The organism is Kribbella sp. NPDC050820 (assembly GCF_040653975.1).
GTDB lineage: Bacteria > Actinomycetota > Actinomycetes > Propionibacteriales > Kribbellaceae > Kribbella.
Window position 1 is genome coordinate 138,929 of record NZ_JBFAHB010000006.1, and the last position, 13,736, is coordinate 152,664.

General features: G+C 66.7%; 8 protein-coding genes and 1 tRNA gene. 4 read left to right on the top strand and 5 right to left on the bottom strand.

Translation table 11 applies throughout. The annotated features are described in order from the left end of the window. Positions 1-155 precede the first annotated feature (155 nt). Together mobF and AB0H36_RS08325 are read left to right on the top strand one after the other, a co-directional pair. The gene (gene mobF / locus AB0H36_RS08320; RefSeq protein WP_360518589.1) at positions 156-3,770 is read left to right on the top strand and encodes a MobF family relaxase; all 3,615 of its coding nucleotides are present in this window, start codon (positions 156-158) and stop codon (positions 3,768-3,770) included. A 121-nt stretch (positions 3,771-3,891) separates the two neighbouring features. Next, positions 3,892-4,230 carry a DUF3024 domain-containing protein gene (locus tag AB0H36_RS08325; protein ID WP_360518592.1) on the top strand — a complete coding sequence of 113 codons (339 nt, stop codon included), beginning with the start codon at positions 3,892-3,894 and terminating at the stop codon, positions 4,228-4,230. Positions 4,231-4,493: 263 nt separating this feature from the next. Here the strand turns inward: AB0H36_RS08325 and AB0H36_RS08330 are convergent, their stop codons facing one another. The 3 genes from AB0H36_RS08330 to AB0H36_RS08340 all read right to left on the bottom strand — a co-directional run bounded on the left by AB0H36_RS08330 (position 4,494) and on the right by AB0H36_RS08340 (position 7,151). After that, a complete protein-coding gene (locus AB0H36_RS08330) occupies positions 4,494-5,153 on the bottom strand; it encodes a hypothetical protein (RefSeq protein WP_360518595.1) in 660 nt (219 codons plus the stop codon). Between the two features lie 249 nt (positions 5,154-5,402). Then, a complete protein-coding gene (locus AB0H36_RS08335) occupies positions 5,403-6,833 on the bottom strand; it encodes a helix-turn-helix domain-containing protein (protein ID WP_360518598.1) in 1,431 nt (476 codons plus the stop codon). Positions 6,834-7,078: 245 nt separating this feature from the next. Beyond that, positions 7,079-7,151 (bottom strand) — tRNA-Lys (locus AB0H36_RS08340). 210 nt (positions 7,152-7,361) lie between these two features. Here AB0H36_RS08340 and AB0H36_RS08345 point away from each other — a divergent pair. Further along, the gene (locus AB0H36_RS08345; RefSeq protein ID WP_360518601.1) at positions 7,362-7,997 is read left to right on the top strand and encodes a hypothetical protein; all 636 of its coding nucleotides are present in this window, start codon (positions 7,362-7,364) and stop codon (positions 7,995-7,997) included. Here the strand turns inward: AB0H36_RS08345 and AB0H36_RS08350 are convergent. Then, a complete protein-coding gene (locus tag AB0H36_RS08350) occupies positions 7,969-9,162 on the bottom strand; it encodes an MFS transporter (RefSeq protein WP_360518604.1) in 1,194 nt (397 codons plus the stop codon). The two genes, AB0H36_RS08345 and AB0H36_RS08350, sit on opposite strands and share 29 nt — an antisense overlap. 66 nt (positions 9,163-9,228) lie before the next feature. Here AB0H36_RS08350 and AB0H36_RS08355 point away from each other — a divergent pair, with 66 nt between their 5' ends. Then, positions 9,229-10,194 carry a DUF5937 family protein gene (locus AB0H36_RS08355; RefSeq protein ID WP_360518607.1) on the top strand — a complete coding sequence of 322 codons (966 nt, stop codon included), beginning with the start codon at positions 9,229-9,231 and terminating at the stop codon, positions 10,192-10,194. Here AB0H36_RS08355 and AB0H36_RS08360 read toward each other — a convergent pair. After that, the gene (locus AB0H36_RS08360; RefSeq protein WP_360518610.1) at positions 10,191-13,619 is read right to left on the bottom strand and encodes a putative Ig domain-containing protein; all 3,429 of its coding nucleotides are present in this window, start codon (positions 13,617-13,619) and stop codon (positions 10,191-10,193) included. The genes AB0H36_RS08355 and AB0H36_RS08360 overlap by 4 nt on opposite strands. Positions 13,620-13,736 lie beyond the last annotated feature (117 nt).

Below are 13,736 nucleotides of genomic sequence, written 5' to 3' on the forward strand. Positions count from 1 at the left end.
GCGGTGAAGCGCCAGCCTCGATCCGATCACACCTCTTGCATGCCGGGCCGGCTCCGCCGGGTGCCGCCGCGATCAGCGCCCTGATCGCTCACACGTTGAGCTTGCATGACCGACCAAGCGAACAGACTCAACCGCTACATTCCGGGCAGTCGACTGTGCTGAGTATCCACCGGCTGAACGCCGGAGAGGGATACCTGTACTTGCTTCGGCATGTCGCTGCAGGGGATGTAGATCGGCGGATGGCTACGCCGTTGACCGCGTACTACACCGCGTCCGGATACCCGCCCGGCCGCTGGATGGGAAAGGGTCTCAGCGGCCTCGGCGACGGCGAGTTGGTGTCCGGGAGCGAGGTGACCGAGGCTCAGATGGCGGCGCTGTTCGGGCGCGCGAAGGATCCGGTGACCGGCCGGCAACTCGGCCAGCCGTATCGCGTGTTCAAGCGTCCGGAAGAGCGGATCTGGGATCGGATCCGCGAACTCGACCCGGCCCTGTCTGACGCCGAACGCGAGCGCGCTGTGACACGGATTCGCCGGGAGGAGATGCGGAAGAAGTCGCGGCAGGCGGTCGCTGGGTTTGACCTGACGTTCTCGCCGGTGAAGTCGGTTTCTGCGTTGTGGGCGACGGCCGATGTGGGGATCCAGGAGCAGATTGTCGCGGCCCATCACGAGGCTGTCGCCGACGTGTTGTCGCTGATCGAGCAGCACGCGGCGTTCACGAGGAGCGGCGATGGCGGCATCGCGCAGCTGGATACGCGCGGGGTGATCGCGGCGGCGTTCGATCACTGGGACAGTCGCAGCGGCGACCCGCAGCTGCACACTCACGTGGTGGTCGCGAACCGCGTACAGGGGCCGGACGGCGCGTGGCGGACTCTGGATGGGCGGGTGCTGTACCGGGCTGCGGTGGCGATGTCGGAGATCCACAAGGTACTCCTCGCCGACCATCTCACTCGCCGTCTCGGGGTGAACTGGGAGCTGCGCGAACGCGGTTCCCGGCGGAATCCGGCGTTCGAAATCGACGCGATTCCCGACGAGCTGATCGCTGAGTTCTCCGCCAGGACCGCGCAGATCGAGGCCAACCTCAACGCCCTTCTCGACGACCGCAACGACCAGATCCACCCACCCAACCGCCGCGAAATGTACGCCCTGCGGCAGCAAGCAACCCTCATGAACCGGCCTGCCAAGCACCACGCCCAACCCCTCGCCGTACTCATGACGCGGTGGCGCAAACGCGCCGACCAAGCCATCGGATACGACACCGTCACCGCCATCCAACGATCCCTCAACACCGCCGGCGAGCGTCCCTTGGCAGCCGCAGATCTAAGCCCGGAAACGCTCGACGCGTACGGCGCCGCGACCGTTCTGACACTGCAAACCAAGCGTGCGACCTGGACGCGCTGGAACCTTCTCGCCGAGGCCGCACGCCAAACCCGACTCCTCCGTTTCGTCTCCACCGACGACCGGTCCGCCGCGTTGCAAGCGATCGTCGAACGCGCCGAACAGCACTCGATCAGCCTCACCGCTCCCGACTTCGTGACTATCCCCGTCACGCGCGCGAGCGGCGAGAGCGTGTTCACCATCCACAACGGCCAGATCTACACCTCCCCGGTGATCCTCGGCGCCGAAGCAGTCCTACTGGACATGGCCCGCGACACCACCGGCCCAACCCTTCCCCAAGCCGCTACCCACACTGCTGGTCTCAGCCCCGACAAGGCAGCCGCACTTCGTCGAATCGCGACCAGCGGACAGAAACTCGAAGCGCTCATCGGCCCAGCCGGAACCGGCAAAACCAGCCTCTTGTCCGCCCTCTCCGCCGGCTGGGAAGCCAGGTACGGCGACGGGTCGATCATCGCGCTCGCACCATCGTCCGCCGCCTCAACCGTCCTGTCCGACGCCATCGGCACCCCCACCGAGAACATCGCCAAATGGATCTACGAATCCACCGGCCTCGGCGCCGAACAACGACGCGAGCAGATACTCCACACCGAACACGCCGCCCAACTCGCCCACCATTCGCGCCGCCGTCTCCGTCACCATCGACTCGTGGCTCAGCTCGCAGCCCTGCGAGCCGACCACGATCGATGGAGCTTCCACCAGAACCAACTCGTCATCGTCGACGAAGCCTCCATGGCCAGCACCATGGAACTCGCCACACTCGCCCGTGCCGCCAACACGGCCGGCGCCAAACTGGTGCTCGTCGGAGACGACGCCCAGCTCTCCGCGGCCGACACAGGCGGCGCCTTCCGCCTCATCGCCCGCGACACCGAAGCCGCCGAACTCACCGACGTGTGGCGCTTCACCAACCCGTGGGAACGCGACGCCGGCCTCGCGCTGCGCCGCGGCGATCTCGGTGCCATCGACGCCTACGACAATCACGACCGGCTCACCGCCGGCTCGTCAGCGGAGATGGAAGACACCGCCTACAAGGCGTGGCTCACGGACACCAACAACGGCCGAACCAGTCTCCTGATCGCGGCGGACAACGCCACCGTCGCGCGGCTGAACGCCCGGGCTCGGCTCGACCGCATCACCACAGGCGACGTCGAACCCGACGGCATCGAACTCCACAGCGGCAACCACGTCGGCCTCGGCGACCACATCGTCACCCGCCTCAACAACCGCCGCCTCCATTACGGCCGCCGCCAGTTCGTGAAGAACGGCGACCACTGGACCGTCATCCACCGCTGGCCGGACGGCTCACTCACCGTCCAAAACCCGACCGGCGACACGGTCACCCTGCCCACGACGTACGTTCAAGAATTCGTCGAACTCGCCTACGCCACCACCGCCCACCGAGCCCAAGGCGCCACCGTCGAGACCGCACATCTGCTCGTCGCCGACCACCTCACCCGGGCCCTCATGTACGTCGGGATGACCCGCGGCCGCGAAGCCAACAACGCCTACGTCTCCACCCACCAGGCGAGCTCCGACCTCCACGAACCCCACGCCGAACAGACCATGCAGGACATCCTCGAGGCTGTCCTCAACGACCCTGGCGTCGAACAATCCGCCCACGAAGTCATGCGCCAAGAACTCGACAACGCCACCCGCCTCGACCACCTCATCCCCATCCACGAACACCTCTGCCAACTCGACGCCAAGAACCGCTACCAACCTGCCCTCGCCGCGTCCGGCCTCGATCCAGCCGACCAGGCAGCGGTCCAAGCCTCCCCCGCCTACGGCCCCCTCATCGCCGAACTCCGCCGCGCCGAAAACGCCGGCCTCAACGTCACCGAGCTACTTCACCGCGCCGTCAACCAATCAGCGCTCACCAAGGCCAGCGACGTCGCCGCAGTCATCCACCACAGAGTGCGCCGCCTGACCGCCCGGTCACTACAGCTGGCCGGCCGCCACCCCGCACAGATCGTCGGCCTCATCACCCCAGCAACCCACATCAGCGACCCCACACTGATCGCACCACTCCGCGAACTCGAATCTCAGATCGTCGAACGCGCCAACTGGCTCGCAGACGAGCTATCCGCCAATCCGCCAGACTGGTATCGCAACTTGCGTCGCGCAGCCAGCGCGACACCAGACCCGGATCCCACCGAACTCATCCGGGAGATCGCCGCCTACAGAGAGCGCCACCAGATTCAGGGCCGCTCAATCCTCGGAGACGCCCCACCAACCAACGCAGTCGAGCAACATCGCCAGCACCTCCGGCTCATGAACATGCTCGCTGGCTTCTCAGCAGAGACCGCTCAACAATCGGCGGCCGGTGCGGGATTCGCTGAGGTGCCAACACAGTCCGTCCCGCCACTACAGCCAGACTGACATCATTAATCAGGTGATCGGTCAGACCGTACCGATCGTGGTCGGTAGGGTCTGAGGAATGACGGTCACCCACCTGCACGCCGCGATCAAGGCGCCGGCCACCCGACGGCTGGTGATCTGAATGGCGCTTCCCGAATCGGACGTCGCGCGAGTGCAGCGGTGGTGCGCCGCTCGGGTGCCAGAGAACGCCCGCGACCAAGTGCGCATCGAGTGCGAACTTGCTCAGCGCCACCTCACGATCGTCGAACGACGTCCGCCATGGCACGAGAACCTCGGGCCGGACTGGACCACCTCCGCGATTGCTCGCCTGCGCTACAACGCCACCGACAAATCCTGGACGTTGTACTGGAGCGACCAGCATCAACGCTTCCACCTTTACGGCCGACTCGCCCCCTCGCAGAGTGTCGACGACCTACTGACCGAGATCGACCGCGACCCCACCAACATCTTCTGGGGCTGACAGCCACCACCAACCGGCGAGCCGCGGCAACGTGATCGGACACACGGCGGTTCAGCCCGCCGACGGGGAGCCTCCCAACGGCGGACTCGTGCACGTCTCGCCCACTGGCGAAACGTTGCGACTGGAGCACCTGATTCAGCCAGTCGCGAGGACTTTCGTAGATCGCGTAGGGACGTTCGCGCTACCGAGCCCATGGAGGCACGACCCGTCTCTGACCCGGACCCGTGGATGCAGGTTATTGGCCTGGTGGCACACCCATCGAACTACCGTTCGAGTGCAGCCTTTGCCGCGGTGCCGATGCACGTCTTACAGGGAGGCAACGTCATCTCGCTCGGCTTCGCGAGGCGGACTCGATTGTTCGGCCGGCCGCGGTCATCGACGTAGAAATGGTCGCAGCCGAGCCGGTGGCGCATGGTGTGCGGCTGGCCGGTTGGCGTGCCGTCCAACTTGGTCGGTTCGTAGATTACGTTGATCTCAGGCCAGAAGCCGTGAACCTCGTCGAACCACTCGATGAACTGCCGCACCGACCCGATCTGCCGGACGCGATCATGGAGCGCAGTTTGGTCGTGGCCAGCCAGGAAGTCCTTGCCTGCCGGCGTCGGCTCACCGCATCCGCAAAGGCATGGCGTGTGGTCTTCGGATGCATCGAAGTAGCCGACAGGGTTGCGTTGCGGCGGGATCGGCGACGGCTTACCGACGTACTTGTCGTGCACTGCGTCCCCTGGGCCCAGTACCTGGCCATGGATGACCGATCGCGCGGATTCCGAGCCGGGCACGGCATCTGAGACGTACTCGATTCGGTCGATCTTCACGGCCTGCACGATCTGGCCCTTGTAGGCGTAGATCACGTACCGCTCTCGCCGAGCCTTCTCGCCCAAATGCCACGTGCCGTGGTTGGCGTCATAGAGCGCCAACGGGCTCATAGTGGGGCTGTACCCCGTCCGGTCCCGTCCCAGGTCGTCCTCTGACGGGTCCTTCCACCGCTTCTCGTCCCCCAATGTGATGACCAGCATGATTCCCCTCCGATTACTAGATATCCTTGATGCCCGGATGTAGTAAGTATCCACATCGATCAGATACTTGGCAACCCCGGACTTACTGGTTATCAACTGTTGCCGGTAGTCGTCGGGTGGCTGGACGGCATTGCGGACTGGCCCGACGCGAGCGGGTCCTCACCAGAGGTCGAGGTTGGCGAACTCCTCGTCCAGGGCGGCGGCTGCGGAAGGGTTGTGGATTCGGCGGCCCATGTAGACGTCTTGGGTTATGGAGACTTGGGCTTGGCCTAGGTGGTCGGCTATTTGGCGGGCGGATTGGCCTCGGCGGTCCAGGGCGGTGGCGGTGGTTTTGCGGAAGGTGTGGGAGCGGATCCAGGTGAGGGCGTCTGAGGGTGAGGGTTGGGCTGCTTGGTCGACTTGGGCGCTGAGCGCGGGTGACTTGTCGAGGTCGATGCCGTATATCTTGACGAGGGTGGTCACGAGTTCGCGGTCGAGCTTGATGCGGCCGGTCTCGATCAGCTCGAGTCTGGTCTTTGGCCAGCCGAGCTTCGTGGCGACCTGCTTGCGAGTCAGGCCAGCCTCAAGTCGCGTGGATCGCAGTACTTGGCCGAGGTCCCGGCGGGCGGTGCTGGCTACGGGGGACAGTGCGCGGCGGAGGGCTCGGCGGACGTTGGAGGGGTCTCGGAAGCCGCCGAGGGAGTCTGCGAAGATGGGGCCGTCGAACTGGACGCCGGCTGCGTGGCGTCGGCAGAGCATCGCAACGGCCCAGTCTGGGAGGGGTAGGGCGCGTTCGCCGGCTTTGGACTTCGGGGCCTTGCGGATCAAGCCTTGGCCTGGGACGCGAACCATAGTGTGAGTGATCTCGACTGCGCCGGACTCGAGGTTGACTTGTGACCAGAGAACGGCAAGCGACTCGCCGATTCGGACTCCAGTGCCGAGCATGAAGGTCACCAGATCCGGCAGGTCGGCGTGTACGGCAGCCTCGTCGGTGGTCAGTTGTTGTCTGAGTGCGGCGATCTCCTCGTTGGTGAGGGCGCGGGGCGGGTCCTTCGGGCGGGCCTCGATCGCTTCGACCTCGCGGACCGGGTTGACGGTCAGGGCGCCGTACCGGACGGCGAGTTGCATCATGCCGGAGACGACCGCGCGGCAGGTCTTCGCGGTGGGGCGGCCGGCGTTGCGCTTGATGGTTCCGATCACTCTGTCGATGCGGGGTGTGGTTGCCTCACCGATCAGGAGTTCGCCGAGGGCAGGGCGTACGTAGTTCTTGATGGCTGTGCGGTACGTCGTCAGCGTGGTCGGTGACCGGCGGCCGTCTTCGATGCGTTCCTCGAACTTCTCGATCCACAGGTCGATGAGGTCGTTGATCTTGTCCGTCGGGCTCAGCTCGCCGTACTGCGTGAGCTTTGCCCGGTCTCGCAGCTTCGTGAGGAGGCGGTGCTCGGCTGCGCCCTTGGTCTTGGCGGAGGCGGTGACCTCACGGGTACGTCCGTCGTGGTCACGGAAGTACGCAGACGCGCGCCAGGAGACCACCTTGCCCTCGGCGTCCTTCCTCTCAGCACGGGATCGGACGTGGCCCCACGTTCCGATCGGAAGGTGCGGTCTGCTCATCTCAGCCCTCCACAGTCCAACTGCACGTGGCAGCTCAACGGCTGGGCGAGCCGGAGATCGGGCGAAACGAGACCAGTGCGACAGGATGCGATACGTCGCTCAGCAACGCGCAACCAGCTGGCTGCGCGGAGCCGCCGACCCCTCTCAGACGGACGTGCACCGGCCAGTCCGAGTATTGGCAGAGTTTGCGCAGACCCCACTTTCACGGCCGAGGCGCCGACATGCGCCTGACCTGCGGAAACTTGTAGGCCCCGTGGGACTCGAACCCACAACCCGCGGATTAAAAGTCCGCTGCTCTGCCAGTTGAGCTAGAGGCCCTCTCACGAGGGTGAGGGGAACAGTGTGTCAGGTTTGTCCAGGGGATTGGTGGTGGGGTGGGGTTCCGGTGGGTGGTTGTCGACGGGGTCGCACGGGGAGAAAGTCAAGGATTGACGGGTGGTTACTGTTCGTGAGGGCTTGGGCGGCGTAGTCTCTTGGCAGGGGAGACGGTCGCGTTGGGGGTGGCGCGGGCGGCGTTAGGGGGCACGGATGAGTGTCGTGGAGAGGGCTGCGATTGCGGCGGGGCACGACGAGGTGGTGGGCGCCTGGAGGGAGATCCTCGACCTGGCGAGCACCTTGGACCTCGCCGACCGGATCGTGATCGGGGTGCAGCTGACGGCGCGCGCCGACACGCTGGCGATGCAGGAAGGGCTGGCCCGGGGCGCGGAGGACCTGGCCGGCGACGCGCGGGCGTTCGCGGCGGCGGTGCGGGGGCAGAACCCGCTGGCCAAGGTGTTCCTGGCGGTTGGGCTCGCCTCGGCGGCGCTCGGGTTCTTCGGCCTGTGGTCGTTCTCGGCGCTGAAGAACACGCTGTTCGCCGACGCCACGATGCCGCAGACCACCGCAGCCCTGATCGGCGTCCTGACTGTGGCGTCGGGCGCCGTGGTCGTCTGCGTGATCCGCGGCGCCGTCGTGGCGGCCCAAACCGCCGTTGAGGTGGTCGAGAACGTGAAGCACCCGTGCACCGTCCTCCTTCAGGAAGTCCGGCCGGCCGAAGAACGCCTCTTCGCCATCTTCAACCTGCGCGTCCCGGAACCCCCGATCACTCCCGGCCCGCTGATCGCCCTAGGCATCGCGGGCCTGTTGGCGGGGCTCCTCATCGCGACCCTCCTGAACGTCGCCTGACGTGTGCCACGGCGGCTGCGGCCGCCAGGGTGGTGACGAAGGTGGGGACCGTCCACCAGCCGAGCGAGTTGTAGAGGCGTACGGCGGTCCATGAGCCGAATGCGCCGGCGCCGTACGCGCAGACCATGTAGGCGGTGTTCATGGCGCTGCGGGTACTCGGGTCCAGGCGGTAGATGCGGGTGACGTTGGCAACCATGCCGGACTGCATGGCGACGTCGAGGACCAGTACGCCGGCGATCAGCAGGGTCAGGCCGAGCGGGCCGCCGAGGACCGCGCCGAGCATGAGTACGGCGGCCAGACACGTGCCGGCGAGGATCCATGACGTCACCACGTCCGGGTTCAGGCGGTCGACAAGGCGCCCGGTCAGCGGGACTACGGCCATCGTGGCGATCGCGACCAGGCTGATCCAGCCGAGGGCGTCGGCCCCGAGACCGAAGTTGTCGCGGAGGAGCAGGACCAGCGTGGCCCACGTGCCGGCGAAGCCGGCGAAGGTGCACATCTGGTAGAACGCCGACCGACGCAAGCCGGCGTGCAACCGCAGTTGAGTCAGCGGTCGCAGCAGGTAGGCCGGAAAGTTCACCGGTACGACGTTTGTTGGCAAAGGCAACCGTGTACACGCCACCACGGCACAGGCCAGCGTGAGCACGGCCGCGCCGAGGTAGGCGTACCGCCAGGAGTAGTGCTCGCCCAGGAAGCCCGCGATGGCACGCGACGCGATCATTGCCGGAATGCCGATGCTGAGCAGAATGCTGTTGACGCTGCCCAGGCGACTCGAGCCGGTCATACCCGCGGCATACGGGCCGATCACGGGTGAGGCGACCGTCGCGCAGCCCATCAGGAACGACGCCAGCACCAGGATCGGCAGTGATGGAGCAGCCGCCGCGAGGAACGCGGAGGCCGACGTGCAGCAGAAGAGGATGGTGAGCAGTCGGCGCTGGATTCCGGCGTCGCCGAGTGGGACGAGGGCCAGGATGCCGGCGGCGTACCCGGCCTGTGGCGCGGTCACGATCAGCGCGGCGTTTGCCACCGAGACCTGCAGAGATGCCGCGACGTGTGGGAGCAGCGCCTGCGGGAAGTAGACGGTGCCCACGCCGATGGCTGAGCAGACCGCGAGTGCGCCGAGGAGATCCTTCCGCGGCAGCGCGTCAACGACGGCAGTAGTCATGGGATCGACTGTCGCCCGGCGCGGTCCGCCCCAGGGAACGATTTAGGGGAGGGCTACATTGACAGCGTGCTGACCTACGAGCTGACTGCGCAGGATCTGGAGGACATCCGGTTCGCGATCTCGCCTGCGGCCGAGACGGTGCTCTCGTTGCGGGCGCTCCAGGATCCTGGCCGGTTTCCGCTGCAGTTGCCGTGGATTCGCGCCGTACAGCCGGTGCTGGAGCAGCTCGACTGGGGTGTACTGCGGTGGTTGGTCAACGACACGATGGGCAGTCCGGACTTCCTCACGCCGCGCCCGACGTCACCGCTGACCCAGCTCGACGAGGAGCTCGAGCTCGTCGGCGCGGTCGATTGCGAGACGTTCGAGCGGCAGTTCGTCGCGGTCAACGGAAAGGTGCCCGACGAGTTGGCCGGAGCCGACGGCGTGACCAGAATCGTCGATGCGCTGCGCGAGTACTGGCGAACCGTGATGGCGCCGTACTGGGACCGGATGCGCACGATCCTGTCCGCCGACATCAGCTACCGCGGTCACCTCGTCACCCAGCAGGGAACCGCCGCGATGCTGAACGACCTGGCACCGGTCATCAGCTATCACGATGGCCGGCTGAGGATCGACCAGGTCAGCAATCCCAGCCGGACCGAGAGCATCGACGGTCGCGGTCTGGTACTGCAGCCCACGCTGTTCGGCCCGCACGCGGTGATCCCGTTCGACATCGGTGCCGAGCCGTTGATCGGCTACCCGCCGCGCGGGCAGGGCAACCTGTGGTCGGTTGTGGAGCCGCCGTCGCGCCGCGATCTGGATCAGCTCATCGGCACGCCGCGTGCCACGATTCTGGCCTTGCTCACGCACCCACGAACCACCAGCGACCTCGCCGCCGAGCTGAAGGTCACACCGTCCGCCGTCAGCCAGCACCTGCAGCTGCTTCGTCGTACCGGTCTGGTCGAGGCGCAGCGCACGGGCAAGCTCGTGCTCTACCGCCCGACCGAGCTGGCCGACCTGCTGACGGGCAGCAGGTCGGCCAACCACCCCTAGGACTTGAGCAGCTGTACCTCGGCCAGGTTTGTGAAGCCGCCGTGGCCGTCGTACACGCGGATCATCGGCACCGAGACCGTGGACGCCAACGGGAACACGTACCACTGGTTGCCATCAGCAACACCGGTGATCGTGGCCAGCGTCGTCCACGTGGTCCCACCGTCCGTCGACGACTGGATGACGGTCCCGTTGGCCCGGCTCGGGAAGTTCGTCCGCGGATGGACCCGTACTGCGTTGAACTCCAGCGGCGCGGTCACCTTGACCCACCCGTTGCCGCTGGTCGTGTCCGTGTACGTGGTGATGTTGCCGTCGAACATCCGCCACCCGTTGTCCTCCGCCGTGCTGACCCCCGGGAAGACCACGCTCGATGCGACCACCCAGCTGGGCTGGATCGCGACCGTCTGTACGGCGCTGTTCCACAGCTGGAGCGTTGATCCGTCAGTCGAGGCCACGATCGTCGCGCCGGGCTCGCCCGCGGCCGTCGTGTAGTCGACCGCGAACTGCAGCGCCCGTCCGTAGCCGACGTCGTCCGGGAGCACGAGCTTCGCAGTCCAGTGCTGACTGTCCGAGCTCGTGACCGTGGCCTCGCGTCCCTCGATCGTCGCCGTGACCGCACTCAGCGGCTCGGTGGCGGACATGGTCAGCGTGACCGTGTCGCCGTTCTGGGCGAGCTTCGGATCGCTGTTGCTCGACGAGATCGACACCGCGCTGAGCGCCGTACTCATCTCGATCCGCTCGCCGTGCACCCGGAACTCGCTGAAGCTGGACAGGCCCGGGTACGCCGGATCGGTCGGCACGCCGGGATGGTCGACCTGGAGCTTGAGGAACCGGAAGCTCAGGTTCTTCACCTCGTCGCGGACCGGGATCGTCTCCAGCTCGAACGCCCGGTCACTGGTGTTGGTGGTCTCCCGCGACGACAACAGGGTCCAGGTCCGGCCGTCGTTGGAGCCGTACACGTTGGCGCCTTCCGAGCGGTTGGCGAAGTTGTACCGCGCCTGCAGCCCGAACGCGTCGGCCCGGACCCGGAAGGCGTTGCCGTAGTCGATGATCGCCGGCGCGCGGAGATCACCCGAGAAGGTGTTCATGTCGCCGTCCAGCATGTTGCCGATGGCAACCGGCGTGATGGTCGCCGAGGTCGCCCGGCCCCAGTAGTCGATCGAGCCGTCGTCCGCCAGCGTGGGCGTGAGTTTCTCCAGCGCGGCGACTGCCTTCTGTACGGCGACGAGGTCGGCGGCGAAGGTCGCGCTGTCGGACTCGAGGTGCGAGGTCGCCAGCGCCGCGGCCGAGGTGACCGCGGCCGCGCTTGACCGGACGTAAGCGGTCGCGGGGTCGTAACCCTCGAGGGCGGCGTCGATGGCGTTCTGGCGGTTGGCGGCGACCGTGATTGATACGCGGAGCACGGAGTTCGTTGTGCCGTCGTCGGCCACGACGAAGGTCTTGTGCTCTCCGACCTGGCCGGCCGTGGGCGTCCACGTCAACACTCCGGATTGCGCGTCCAGGGTGGCTTGGCTCGGGAGCGCAGTGCCGGCGGTGTAGTTCACAGTCCCGGTGGCCGAAAGGTCTGCGCGCAGCGGCTCTCCTGCAATCGCGACCAGGCGGGTGTCTGAGCCCTCGGGGAAGGTCGGCGGCGTGAGCTGGCTCTTGGCCTGCAGGTTGACCGCATCGATGTCCACGGCAACCTTCGAGGACCCGACGATCGTGTAGTACGCGAGCGATTCACCGCCCGCGCTGCCGCGCAGCTTCGCGGTGTCCATGTCGTAGGTGAGGTAGCGCCAAGCGCCCTTCGTGTCCGGCACGGTCAACGAGTGGTACGGCGCCAGCGCCCGCTCCTTGCGGATCTGCAAGGTCGCCGTGCCGTTCGTGCGGACCAGAACCCCGACCGGGCTGTAGCCGTTCCGGTTGTCGTAGAGCAGTGATCGTACGGCGATCGTCGTACCGGCCCGGCTCGCCTCCATCCGGACGTAGCCGTCGTGGACCGACGTACCAGAGGTGATCGGGAACGTCCGCGTCTCCGCCTGGATCAGCGCGTTCTGCTGGACCGGTGGGACCGTGCCGGCGACCGAGGCCGGGAAGGACAGCCAGGAGTCCGGGTTCCAGTCCGGGTTGCTGTTCCAGTAGTTGTACGACGCGGTGCCCCAGTAGAACCGTGCGGCCGCGTCCTGCCGGGTCGCGAGCTCGGTGATGCTCGGCGCGATCGCCCGGATGGCATCGTCGCCGAGCTTGTCCTTGTAGAGGTGGTACAGCTCGTTGGTGGGGTCGAAGATCCGGCCGCGGTACGCCTGGGAGAGCACGCCGCCGCGTCCGGTGGTGTCGATCCAGGGGATGTCCTTGCCGAGCATGAACGCGAAGAACTGCTCCGAGCCGCGCAGCAGGCGGTAGTCGCCGAACTTCCACGGCGAGACCGCGTTCGGCCGCGTGGACACCGTCCCGCGCAGTGGGTCCAGTCGAGTGCCCTGGATGTCGATGACGCGGGCGAGCTGGGTGAGCATGCTGACGTCGTCCCAGGCGTGCGCCTGGTCGCGGCCCATCTCCTGCAGTTGCACGAACGTACGCCGGTACGGGTTGCGCGGGTCGTCCTTCGCGATCACCGGCATCACCTTGGCGAGCGCGCCGTTCGTGTCGTCGTCGGGGTTGGTGGAGTTCACCGAGAACCACTCGACCGCCTCGGTGTAGCGGGGCAGGTTGTCGGTGAAGACGTAGCCCGCGAGCGCGCCGATCAGCGAGTAGCTGTGCTGGTTCATGAAGTTGCGGTTGCGGTACAGGAAGGTCTGCGTCATCGGCGCGATCAGGTTCGCGGTGAGCTCGGCGGTGTCGGCGTCGTTCCACTGCAGGTCGTAGCCGTCGGTGCCCGGGTTCACGCTCGAGTACCGAAGGATCTCCGCGGCCGCCAGCATCCGCATCAGCGGTGGGCCGCTGTGGATGTGCGCGTCCGGGTAGTAGGCGTACGCGGCCGGATTCATGTGGCTCCAGATCCGGACCAGCTTCAGGCCGTTCGCGCGGTGCACCGGGTTGCCGGTGATCACGTAGAGAATCGCCTGCGTGTACGCGCGGAACGCGTCGTCGATGAACTGCGACTGCACGCCTTGGGAGTTGAACGCGCTGTTCGCCGGCCGGTCCACGACCGGCCCCTGGTTCCGCGAGCTGAACGTCGTGGACGCGTACGACGTTGCGATCATGGCGGCGTAGTACGACGCCCAGGGCTCGACGCCGGCCTGCACCTGCGTGCGGGCACGCTCCAGCGAGTCCGCGCTGACCGCGAGCCCCGGATGCACGAACCCGGCGCTCGACGTGACCCGGTTCAGGGTCACCGCCGGGTACTCCGTGACGGCCGCGGACGCCGGGGTCGGAACGATCAGAGTCGCCACCATGATCGCCGGCACGCTCACCAGAGCCGCGCGGCGAAGTCTTCCCAGAACAGCCAACATGGACCCTCTCCTCCAGTGGTGTGCCCGCGAGCCTCGCACCGGTGCCCAGGGGTGGCAAGCGCTTACCAAGCATCGAAATTTTCCGACTGCCCAGGGGTTCGGCCCTCGACTTCAAAC

Coding starts and splice junctions, on each gene's coding strand:
- AB0H36_RS08325 (WP_360518592.1), top strand. CDS start 3,892: ATGGCGCTTCCCGAATCGGACGTCGCGCGAGTGCAGCGGTGGTGCGCC.
- AB0H36_RS08330 (WP_360518595.1), bottom strand. CDS start 5,153: ATGAGCCCGTTGGCGCTCTATGACGCCAACCACGGCACGTGGCATTTG.
- AB0H36_RS08335 (WP_360518598.1), bottom strand. CDS start 6,833: ATGAGCAGACCGCACCTTCCGATCGGAACGTGGGGCCACGTCCGATCC.
- AB0H36_RS08345 (WP_360518601.1), top strand. CDS start 7,362: ATGAGTGTCGTGGAGAGGGCTGCGATTGCGGCGGGGCACGACGAGGTG.
- AB0H36_RS08350 (WP_360518604.1), bottom strand. CDS start 9,162: ATGACTACTGCCGTCGTTGACGCGCTGCCGCGGAAGGATCTCCTCGGC.
- AB0H36_RS08360 (WP_360518610.1), bottom strand. CDS start 13,619: ATGTTGGCTGTTCTGGGAAGACTTCGCCGCGCGGCTCTGGTGAGCGTG.